Origin of the sequence: Geoalkalibacter ferrihydriticus DSM 17813, from assembly GCF_000820505.1 — a bacterium.
Classification (GTDB): Bacteria; Desulfobacterota; Desulfuromonadia; order Desulfuromonadales; family Geoalkalibacteraceae; genus Geoalkalibacter; species Geoalkalibacter ferrihydriticus.
This window is the reverse complement of sequence record NZ_JWJD01000015.1, coordinates 1-8,282: the sequence shown is the minus strand read 5'-3', so window position 1 is coordinate 8,282 and position 8,282 is coordinate 1. Positions and strand designations below refer to the sequence as shown.

The 8,282-nt window shown below is 59.7% G+C and carries 8 protein-coding genes and 1 riboswitch; of the genes, 4 read left to right on the top strand and 4 right to left on the bottom strand.

The features are described 5' to 3' along the window. The first annotated feature begins 218 nt into the window (after positions 1-218). On the top strand, positions 219-443 hold the full coding sequence (locus GFER_RS17210) for a MoaD/ThiS family protein (RefSeq protein WP_040101301.1): 225 nt from the start codon (positions 219-221) through the stop codon (positions 441-443). Between the two features lies 1 nt (position 444). Beyond that, positions 445-1,263, top strand: a complete 819-nt coding sequence (locus GFER_RS17205) for a HesA/MoeB/ThiF family protein (RefSeq protein WP_040101300.1) — start codon at positions 445-447, stop codon at positions 1,261-1,263. Positions 1,264-1,371: 108 nt separating this feature from the next. On the opposite strand, the gene GFER_RS17200 is transcribed toward GFER_RS17205, so the two are convergent. The 4 genes from GFER_RS17200 to GFER_RS17185 all read right to left on the bottom strand — a co-directional run bounded on the left by GFER_RS17200 (position 1,372) and on the right by GFER_RS17185 (position 6,117). Continuing rightward, positions 1,372-2,877 (bottom strand): sigma-54-dependent transcriptional regulator, encoded by a 1,506-nt coding sequence (locus GFER_RS17200; RefSeq protein ID WP_040101299.1) that lies wholly within the window; start codon positions 2,875-2,877, stop codon positions 1,372-1,374. Between the two features lie 48 nt (positions 2,878-2,925). Next, the gene (locus GFER_RS17195; RefSeq protein ID WP_040101302.1) at positions 2,926-4,572 is read right to left on the bottom strand and encodes a GAF domain-containing sensor histidine kinase; all 1,647 of its coding nucleotides are present in this window, start codon (positions 4,570-4,572) and stop codon (positions 2,926-2,928) included. A gap of 40 nt (positions 4,573-4,612) precedes the next feature. After that, positions 4,613-5,761 (bottom strand): iron-containing alcohol dehydrogenase, encoded by a 1,149-nt coding sequence (locus GFER_RS17190; protein WP_040101298.1) that lies wholly within the window; start codon positions 5,759-5,761, stop codon positions 4,613-4,615. 173 nt (positions 5,762-5,934) lie between these two features. Further along, positions 5,935-6,117: a hypothetical protein gene (locus GFER_RS17185; protein ID WP_040101297.1), complete on the bottom strand. Its 183-nt coding sequence runs from the start codon at positions 6,115-6,117 to the stop codon at positions 5,935-5,937. Between the two features lie 624 nt (positions 6,118-6,741). Between GFER_RS17185 and GFER_RS17180 the strand changes: the two genes are divergently transcribed. Together GFER_RS17180 and GFER_RS18450 are read left to right on the top strand one after the other, a co-directional pair. Further along, positions 6,742-7,905 carry an iron-containing alcohol dehydrogenase gene (locus GFER_RS17180; RefSeq protein WP_040101296.1) on the top strand — a complete coding sequence of 388 codons (1,164 nt, stop codon included), beginning with the start codon at positions 6,742-6,744 and terminating at the stop codon, positions 7,903-7,905. Between the two features lie 54 nt (positions 7,906-7,959). Then, a riboswitch (molybdenum cofactor riboswitch) is annotated at positions 7,960-8,078 on the top strand. 30 nt (positions 8,079-8,108) lie between these two features. Beyond that, positions 8,109-8,282 (top strand): aldehyde ferredoxin oxidoreductase N-terminal domain-containing protein (locus tag GFER_RS18450; RefSeq protein ID WP_327050349.1); only part of this gene is annotated, 174 nt, incomplete at its 3' end.

The following is an 8,282-nucleotide window of genomic DNA, read 5'->3' as shown; positions in this document are numbered from 1 at the left end:
ACGACCGGCTGCCCGAATTCTTCAGCGAGCCGGTGCCGCCGCACAACGCGGTCTGGGATTACACCGACGCGGAAATTGACGAATTCTGGAATTTCTAGCATGATGGGATAAAAGCCGGAGTCGCTCCCTGCCACTGCGGCCCTTTGCAACCTTACCCGCCCGCCGCTCCCACTCGGGGCGGCGGGCGATTTTTCAATCACAGCATGAGGAGACACCCCATGAAGGTTCTCATCAAACTCTTTGCCACTTTCCGCAACGAACGCTTCAAACAAGAGGAAAAAGAGCTGCCCGAGGGCACCACGATCCGTCAGGTGGTAGCACAGCTGGAGATCGCCGAGGAAGCCCTGGGCATGGTCATGGTTAACGGACGCCATGCGCCGCTGGAAAGCCAATTGCACGAGGGCGACACTCTGGCGCTGTTTCCCCTGGTAGGAGGGGGTTGAGATGAGGGATCTGCTTGAATTTGTGCGCGCGCAGACAGCGGACGATCTGGTGGCCTGGGCGATCCAGCAGGAGGCGGCCGCGCGTTTTGGATTACCGCTTGCCAAGGTAGAAGAAGTGCTGCTCGAGGCGCAGCTTCTGCCCGCCCGCTACCAGCGTAATCGCAAAGGCATCAGCACCGCCCAGCAGCTCAAGCTGCATCGTTCGCGGGTGGCGGTCATCGGCTGCGGCGGTCTGGGCGGCTATGTCATTGAAGAACTGGCGCGCCTGGGAGTGGGAACCATTGTGGCCATTGATCCCGATGTTTTCGAGGAACACAACCTCAACCGTCAGATGTTCAGCGTTCCGGCGCGGTTGGGCCAGAGCAAGACAACAGCCGCCCTCGAGCGCGTCGCCGAAGTCAACCCGGCAGTGACCCTGATTCCCCAGGAGCTGGCTTTTGGTCGCGACAATGGCGCCGAGTTGCTCAATGGCTGCGCTTTGGCAGTGGACGCTCTGGACAGCATTCGTGTGCGCCTGGAGCTGGCCGAGGTCTGTGACGGACTGGGCATTCCCATGGTACACGGCGCCATCGCCGGCTGGTACGGGCAGGTCTTCACCCAGTTTCCCGGCGAGAATCACCTGCAGCGCATTTATGCCCACGGCGTCGACGGCAAGGGCGCGGAAAAAACGCTGGGCAATCCGTCCTTCACCCCGGCGCTGGTGGCCAGTCTCGAAGTCGCCGAGGCGTGCAAGATTCTCATCGGCGTGGGCGAACCCCTGCGCGGCCGCAAGCTGCTCATCGATCTGCTCGACATGGATCTGCACGTCATGCCGCTGTGAGATCTTTTTTACCGCCGAGGACACAGAGAAACCTGAAGAAGAGATTTTTTGGACCTCAGGATTTCCTCCGCGATCTCCGCGCCCTTAGCGGTGAAAAGATTTTTATCTTTAGCTTGAACGCAGGTCGTATTTTTTGATTTTGCGGTGCAGGGTGTTGCGACCGATGCCGAGTTGGCGGGCGGCGGCGGAGATGTTCCAGTGGTTGCGTTGCAGAGCGGTGCGGATGGTATCAAGTTCCGCGTCGTGCAAGCCCAGACTTGAACCCTGTGGCGGACCAGAGCGGCCCGTGAGTTTACGCAGCACGCACTCAAATTCCTGTGCCCTGCCCAGCAATTCATCGAGTTTTTGCGCGGGCCATTGTGCGAGCCCCTCCTCGCCGCCGAACCAATCCAGAAAATCCAGCGACATGTCCGCTCCCGCCTCCGGTTCGGACCCGACACCGGGAGTTTCGACCACCGGCACAAAACGGCCGAGATGCTGCGGCTGGATTGTCGCGCCGCTGCAAAAAGCCGCCGCCCCCCGCAGCACATTGGCCAGCTCGCGAATATTGCCGGGCCAGCAATGTTGCTGCAACAGGCTGATGACCGCCGGTGAGAGGCTCAGAGAGGGGTTGTTCTGCCGGAGAAAGAATTCGGCCAGTTCGGGGATATCTTCGCGCCGTTCGGCAAGGCTGGGCAGCTCAAGGCGAATCACGTTGAGCCGATAGTAGAGATCTTCGCGGAAGAGCTTTTTGCGCACGGCGTCTTCGAGGTTGACGTTGCTTGCCGAGATCAAACGCACATTGCAGCGAATCGGCTTCTCGCCCCCCACCCGCATGAATTCACCGCTTTCAAGCACCCGCAGCAATTTAACCTGGATGGCCGGGCTGGCGTCGCCGATTTCGTCGAGGAACAGGGTGCCGCGATGGGCCAACTCAAAGATGCCTCGGCGCAGATTGCCGGCGCCGGTGAACGAACCCCGCTCATGGCCGAACAGCTCGCTTTCCAGCATATTCTCGGGCAGGGCCGCGCAGTTGATGGGGAAAAAGGCCTGGTCGGCGCGACTGGAGACGGCATGGATGAAGCGGGCCAGCACCTCCTTGCCGCAACCGGTCTTGCCCTGGATCAGCACATTGATGTTTTTGTTGGCGATTTTATAGGCCAGAGACACCAGCCGGCGCATAACCACCGAGCGGCCGACCTGAAAGCCGACGGCGCGCGCGATACCGGCCCAGTCCTCGTCGCCCTCTCCGCCCAGCGCGAGGCTGCCCTGGCGGGCCGCCTTATGCACCAGCAGCTCAATTTCGGCGATGTCGTCGAAGGGCTTTTCCACATATTCGTAGGCGCCCATCTGCATGGCGGCAACCGCCGTCTTGATGGTGCTGAAGCCGGTCATGATGATCACTTCGCACACCGGGTGATGGGCTTTGATATGGCGCAGCAGCGTCAGCCCGTCCGTATCGGGCAGCTTGAGATCGACCATCGCCACCTGGAAGGCCCCCTCGTGCAAAGCCGCCAACGTCTCGCCCTCGTTGGTCGCGGTGGTCACCGCATAGCCCTTGCGACTCAGCAGACGCCGCAAAAAAGTGCAGACATCCACTTCATCGTCGACAATCAATACCCGCGTTGCATCCATCACGCCCGTTTCACCTCATCCTTGCCAGGTTTGCGTTCCCGACACCCGTCAGTCCGCCGGCAGCAACAAGGAAAAGGTACTGCCCTCACCGGGCCGGCTCTCGACCTCGATGCGCCCATGGTGCGTTTCGGCGATGCCCAGGCTCACCGAAAGTCCCAGGCCCGTGCCCTTGCTCGCTTCCTTGCTGGTGTAGAAGGGCGTAAAAATTTTCTGCAGATTTTCCGGCTCGATACCGACACCGTTGTCCCGCACGCTGACCACGACCCAGTGCCGTCCTTCCTTTTCCACCATCCGCGATGCAACGATGATGGTTTTTTCACGATCCTCGGAACCGTTCAAGGCGTCGCGGGCGTTGACCAGAAAATTGGTCAGCACCTGCTGGATCTGCTGCCCGTTGGCCGCAATGCGCGGCAAGGCGGGATCGAGATCCTCGACGATGCGGATCTGGCTGCGATTGATCTGGTACTTGATAAGACTCAGCACCCGACGCGCCTCGGCATTGAGATCCGTTTCCGCCATGGGCGCCTGATCCTGGCGGGAGTAGGTCAGCAGATTCTGAATGATGCGCTTGCAGCGCAGCCCGCAATGCATGATATCGCCCAGGGCCTCGCGCTCGGCGTCCCGGCCATCGAAATCGCGCGCCAGCATCTGGGCGGTGCCGATGATCACCGTCATGGGGCTGTTAAGCTCGTGGGCCACGCCCGCGGCCATTTCACCAATGGCCGCCAGTTTGGCCGATTGAACCAGGCGCACCTCCATTTTGGTCTTTTCGGTCACGTCCTTCATGAACACGGTGATAGCCACCACCTGCCCCTCCTCATTGAACACCGGATAGTAAGAGATGTCAAAGAGCAGGCCGGATTTGGTCTGAGTCCGATGATGAACAGGCTGGTGCCGACGCTTGACCTCTTCGACAGGGCATTCGCTGCAAGGATGGGACAAACCGTAAAGGCGTTGATGGCATTTGTCGCTCTCGCTGCGCAACCAGTTCTCCCTCATTTCCTCGGGCAGGCGGTCATTGTGCAACAGCAGATTATAATCCGTATCGATGAGCACGATGGGATCGGTCACCGCCTTGAAAGTTTCTTCCCACTCTTTCTTGGCGCGAAATACCTGCTTGTAAAGATGGGCGTTCTTGATGCTGATCGCCAACTGGTCGGCCAGATGCTGCACGAAACGCAGCTCGGCATCGCTGTAAGCCCCCTCTGCGACGCTGCCGACGAGCAGCACCCCGATCACATCGGTACGCTCGATGACCGGAGCCGCCGCCAGGGAGCGCAGGGGCGAGGGATAGGAGGCGTTGTGGCGCAGGTGCGAGCGATAACTGGGCCGGGGGTCGAAAATACCCGCTTGGCGGGTGCGGATCACCTGCCAGGACAGGGCATGCTCGGGCAGGACGCCGGCCTCCATGAAATCCTTGGGCACCATGGATTTGAGAACCAGCTGGTCCTTGACCAGAGTCGCCAGCCCGAGGAAATCGCAGGGCAGGGCCTGGGGCAGCTTGGCGAAGGCACGCTCGAGGATGTCTTCCAGGGACAGGTCGATGTTCATGTCGCGCGTGAGTTGCTGCAGAATCTCAAGGCGGCTGTTCTGCTTGAGAATTTCGGCATTGCGCTGCTTGAGTTCGAGGTAATAGTTGAGTTTGGAGGAATTCACCCCGGTCAGTTGCTCAATGAGCGTATTTTTCTCGTCCATGACGTCGCTTTCGTTCACTGAATCCACAGCTCCCGCCTTCTTAGAGCGCGCGCCGGAAAATTTCTTCGATCTCCGCGCGGGAGGCATTGCGGGGATTGGTCACCAGGCAGGCATCGCGCAGGGCGTTGCTGCTCAGCGCCGGGATGACCGCCTCGTTCAATCCCAACGCGGCCAGACCCTGATTCAGGCCGATATCCACCAGCAGTTCGCGCACCGCCGTGATGGCCTGGGCGCCGGCCTGCAAGGAATCATAGCCGCGCACATCCATGCCCAGCGCGGCCGCCAGTTTTTGATAGCGTTGCGGGCAGGACGGCAGATTGAATTCCATGACATGGGGCAGCAGCGCGGCATTGCTCTCGCCGTGATGCTGATCAAGCTGCCCGTCGACCTGGTGGGCCATGGCGTGAGTCGCGCCGAGGATGGCGTTGGAAAAAGCGATGCCCGCCGAGAGGCTGGCCATGGCCATGTGGGTATTGGCTTCCATATCGTTGCGGTCGACCACCGCCCGACGCAGATAGCGCGAAATCAGCTCGACGGCCTTCAATGCGTGGATTTCCGTCAGATGGGTGCTGGCCAGGGAGACATAGGACTCGATGCCGTGGGTCAGGGCATCCAGCCCGGTGGCGGCGGCCAGTTGTGCATCCTTGGTGCGCAGCAGCTCGGGATCGACGATGGCGATATCGGGCACCAGGGACTTGGAAATGATGGACATCTTCAGCCGCCGCTCGGTATCCATGATGATGGCGAACTGGCTGACTTCCGAACCGGCACCGGCGGTACTGGGCACACTGACCATGGGCGGCAGGGGGCGATTGATGCGGTTGATACCCTCGTAGTCGCAGGTTTTCCCGCCGTTGGTGACGAGGATCGCCACGGCCTTGGCGACATCGGTGGGACTACCCCCACCCACGGCGATGATGGCGTCGCAGCCCGAGGCCAGATAACGTGCCGCACCCTCGGTAACCTCGATATCCTTGGGATTGGTGGTCAAAGACGAAAATACCGCGGTTTTGAGCCCCACAGCGTGCAGGTAATGCAGGGCCTTTTCCACCCAACCGGCACGGATCACGCCCTCGTCGCTGACCACGAACACCTTGGAAGCCCCCAGACGCCGGGCACTTTCTCCGACCTGGCTGAGAGATCCGCAGCCGAAAATAATTTCCGGCGTGACAAACTTGCTGATATTCACGAATGCTACGCTCCCGCCCGGGCACCTTTTCGATGCGGCGTCAAAAGGTTTTGCCTGAAAAAGCCTGGAAAATCTGAACCATGCTACACCAGTTTGCCGTCACTGATCCACCTTGGATCAATCGCTCCCGACAACCAGCGCTTCGGCTGAGAAGAACAGCCTATGGTTGGGGCTCATTGACGGCTTTCGTGCATGGGCATGTCGCCGCGCTCACAGAGAACGCGAAAGGCCTCGCGCATGACTTCAGAGGCGCTTTTGCTGCTCCTCTCCATGATCTTGTGGACAAATTCCATTTCGTGATCGGAAATCCGCACGGAAAGGATATTGGTTTTACGCACTGCTTTTTTGGCACCCATAATCGACATCTCCTTCTCTGCTCCTGAATCTGACGGAAATTTCTTGTGCTGCTCCAAACGGTTGCGCAAACAGCGCGCCTCGCCCCCTTGAGTTACAAGATGGGTACCAATTCCGTTTACGCTATGCCCACGACCGAGACCAGACATCTGTCAGGCAGTGTTTTTCGCCACTGAGACACCGAGAACACAAAGGAAAGCCCCTGACCGGTGGAGTCCCGCTGTATTTTTTGGCGCCCCGGAGGTTACGCTGGATTAATGCTTTTTGTTTTAGAATGCACCAGGCTCAAGCGATCCATTCCGGCCCACCATCCGCTCCATATTGGCTCACATGTTCCAACCCGGACCAGTGATGACTGCGCTCTCGGCAAACGGAACCAAGTTGCATCTTTGCGTCTACAAAACTTCGCAACCTATATGTTTACGGCACTCTCGAGCATTCTGAAAGAGCTTCCCAGCGAATAACTTCGTTCTAAAGATCCTTGGTACGGGAATTGCCATTGATGATGTTTACGAAATATCCGCAGGCGCCGCAGATTCATCGGTGAGACGCCGGGCCGGCCGGTACTCACCACCTTGATACCTGTAATTCAGGTCACCACCAACGTTCCAAGGAGGAAACATCCAATGGCATTAGGCGAACAAACTTTCGGTTTTTTCATCCCTACCGTATCTCTCATGGGTGTCGGCTCGTCCAAGGAAGCCGGGGCACAAGTCAAAGCGCTGGGCGCCAAGAAGGCCCTCATCGTCACCGACAAAGGACTCAGCGGCGCCGGCATGGCGGACCAGATCAAGAAGCAGGTGGAAAAGTCCGGCGTACAGGTTGTTATTTTCGACGGCGCCGAGCCCAATCCCACCGATAAAAACGTGGCAGCCGGCGTCAAGGTCTATCAGGACAACAAATGCGACGCCATCATCTCCCTGGGCGGCGGCAGCTCTCACGACTGCGCCAAAGGGGTGGGCCTGGTGATCGGCAACGGCGGCAACATCCGCGACTTCGAAGGGGTCAACAAGAGTACCAAGCCCATGCCGCCCTTCGTCGCCATCAACACCACCGCCGGAACCGCCTCCGAAATGACCCGCTTCTGCATCATCACCAACACCGACACCAAAGTGAAAATGGCCATCGTCGACTGGCGCTGCACCCCCAACATCGCCATCAATGATCCGGTACTGATGGTCGGCAAGCCCGCAGGGTTGACCGCCGCCACCGGCATGGACGCCCTCACCCACGCGGTGGAAGCTTATGTCTCCACCATCGCCACCCCCATCACCGACGCCTGCGCCATCAAGGCCATGGAACTCATCAGCGACTGGCTGCGCCCCGCCGTGGCCAACGGGCAAAACCTCGAAGCCCGCGACAAGATGGCCTACGCCGAATACCTTGCGGGCATGGCGTTCAACAACGCCAGCCTCGGTTATGTGCACGCCATGGCCCACCAGCTCGGCGGCTTCTACAACCTGCCCCACGGTGTGTGCAACGCCATCCTGCTGCCGGCGGTGTGCGAATTCAACATGATCTCCAACCCGGGCCGCTTTGCCGACATCGCCGTGGCCCTGGGCGAAGACATCACCGGTCTCTCACCGGTGGAAGCCGCGGATGTGGGCATCGCCGCCATCCGCCGCTTGTCCCTGGACATCGGCATCCCCGCCGGGCTGAGCGACCTCGGCGTGCAGGAAACTGACCTGCGCATCATGGCGGAAAACGCCATGAAGGATGCCTGCATGCTGACCAATCCGCGCACCGCGACCCTGGATTGCGTGATCGGCATTTTCAAGGCGGCCATGTAAGTCATTAGGTTCCGCGGCACAAGAGGCCTGGACCCAGAGGGTCCGGGCCTCTTGTGTAAAAAATTGCTCCGAGCCATTCGACCTAAGGATTTACGTCTAGGGTCCTTGGCCAATGGGTTTCGCTGGAAACGGCGGAGCCTCCCTTTCGGAAAGGAGACAAAGCGATCTGTCACCCTGGTGTCAAAGAAAGGGAGTACCCAAAAATGGACAAGATTTTCCGCGTCAACATGACCAATCTGACCACCTCCGTCGAAGACTGCCCCGCTGATTGGGCCGGACTTGGCGGCCGCGGTCTGACCTCGGCGGTGGTGGCCAAGGAAGTGCCCCCCACCTGCCATCCCCTGGGCCCCAACAACAAGCTGGTGTTTGCCTCGGGC